Genomic DNA, 2,416 nt, shown 5'->3' with positions numbered 1-2,416 from the left:
CTTTTATAAATACCATAAGAGAAGATTATAAAGGCAGAGGGAAAGAACATTTGATATTAAATGACTAATTTGTAAAAGGGCGAGTTCTAACAAGATAAAGATAGTGACATAATTTTAATTAAATAAAAATATAAACTTAAAAGGGAGGGATATATTATTATATATAATATAATTTTATCAAGCTATATAATAATATTTATAATTTATTTTATTTATAATATTGTTTGTTACAAATCAAAAAAAGTTGTTTATATTATATGGAACAAGGAGCTTATAGTTCAAAATGATAAATATTATAAAATACAATTTTTACTTAGTATAGTTAATTGTATTTTATTAATTATAGAGACAATTGTAATTGTTCCGTTACAATTGGAAACGAATCCATTAACTCATACCTTAATCCTATTAATCACATTTTTACCTATTAATTATTTCGTAAAATGGTTATCATTAAAGAAAAAATATGTGAAAATATTATAAATAGATATGCATCCTTATTGAAACACTCTTAGAGGATGCATATCTATTAAAAAACGATAAACATATAAGAAAGTTCTTCTATGTTTATCGTTTTTTAATCCATTAGTTTTACACTTTCTATGCTTTGATTTTAAGAGATACCTCTTAAAATCAATAGTTTTGTATTTTATATAGCTGACTAACCTTAAAATTTAGATTTAGGAAATAGTTAAAAAATTAAAAGAGTGTATATGTTAAAATGTAGCAATTTAAATATATACACTCTTTTAATTTTTTAACTATATAATTAGAATTTTTGCTAAGTTTACTAAACTTCTTATAAGTATTATTTTTAAGCTATTAATTCCATATCTTCAATTGATTTATTAATATTATGTTTAATTTGTTTCCATTCAACTTTTTTAAATATTGAGCATATAGATATTGGCATATATGTAAACATAAATATTGGGAATGTAAATGTATAAAAAATCTTTTTATAACCTTTACATTGTATTCTATTCCATTCTGTTATCGTTGTTAATAAACCTAATAGGTACATCATAAGATAAGTATTTAAAAAATAAGAAAGTACATATCCTATAGCTAATTTACTTGTTTGAAAATCATTAGATATTAACGAATATAAAAATATACTACTATTAAATAAAATCATAACAATTGATATAAGCATCATTGGAGAAATAGTCATAAACATATCATAACAAGAAAAATCTTTATTTTTAAATATAGATTTAAATAAATTATATCCATATTTAAAGAATACTTGATAAAACCCTTTTGACCATCTCATTCTTTGATTCCATGAATCTTTAAATGATGTTGGTTGTTCATCATAAAAACAAGCCGAATTACAATAGCCTATTTTTTCTCCATTTATTATACTATCAATAGTAAACTCTATATCTTCTGTAAGAAGATGATATTTCCATCCATTATTTTTATCTATTATCTCTGATGATATTAAAAAACCTGTACCTGATACTGCACAACTGTTATTTAACAACATTCGAGCATAATTTAAGTATTTAGATTCTCTAAGAAACCATAATGAGTACCCTGCTGAAATCCAATTACTATCATAATTTTTAGAATTTCTATAACTTGTAACTATTTTATATTTACGATTAAATACTTTATTCATCTCTGATATATAATTTCTAGATAGTAAATTGTCCGCATCAAAAATAAAATACCCATCATATTTTGTTTTTTTGCTTCTTAGTATTTTAAATAAAAAATCTAAAGCATATCCTTTACCAACCTTTTTATTATCAAACCTTTCATAAACATGTGCTCCAGCTATTCTTGCTTTTTGTGCTGTGTCATCACTACAGTTATCTGCTATAACATATACATCAATTAAATCACTTGGATAATCTTGTAAATCAACTGTATGTATAAATTCTTCAATAACATCAGATTCATTTCTTGCAGAAACGATTACTGCAAACTTATTCATTATATTTTTACCCTTAGATTTTACATTTTTATTTTTCAATAAAACTACAATAATATAATAATATTGATAAATATACATTGCTGTAAATAATATAAATACAACTGTATTTATATTATTTATATTATTTTTTATCATTTTATTTAAAACTCTCCCCCTATTTAATATTTATACAATTGTAATAATATCATAAATATTAAATACTAGTATGGTAAATTTTAATATATTTACAAAATAAACTTATGATAAATAGTTACTTTTATTTTATGGTAGCTTTTTCTATACATCTTTAAATAATTTTATAGAAAATAGTGTTTCTTAGAATGTATATAAAGATATCTGACTTACATAGTGCCATAATTTTAATATTGACATCATGTGATTTTGTATAGTAAAATCAATATATAAAGAGGTGTCATTAATAAGTGACATAAGTATATATTAAAATTAAGAGGTGTCAATTATGATTTATGG

1 protein-coding gene is annotated in these 2,416 nt (G+C 21.6%); it reads right to left on the bottom strand.

The window, feature by feature from the left end:
- Positions 1 to 814: 814 nt before the first annotated feature.
- Positions 815 to 2,080: a glycosyltransferase family 2 protein gene (locus H8923_RS16870; RefSeq protein ID WP_153973168.1), complete on the bottom strand. Its 1,266-nt coding sequence runs from the start codon at positions 2,078 to 2,080 to the stop codon at positions 815 to 817.
- Between the last annotated feature and the right edge of the window lie 336 nt (positions 2,081 to 2,416).

It is taken from the genome of Romboutsia faecis (genome assembly GCF_014323405.1).
GTDB classification, from domain to species: domain Bacteria; phylum Bacillota; class Clostridia; order Peptostreptococcales; family Peptostreptococcaceae; genus Romboutsia_E; species Romboutsia_E faecis.
The sequence above is the reverse complement of the archived record's forward strand: the minus strand, read 5'-3'. Positions and strand labels throughout refer to the sequence as shown.

Coding starts and splice junctions, on each gene's coding strand:
- H8923_RS16870 (WP_153973168.1), bottom strand. CDS start 2,080: ATGATAAAAAATAATATAAATAATATAAATACAGTTGTATTTATATTA.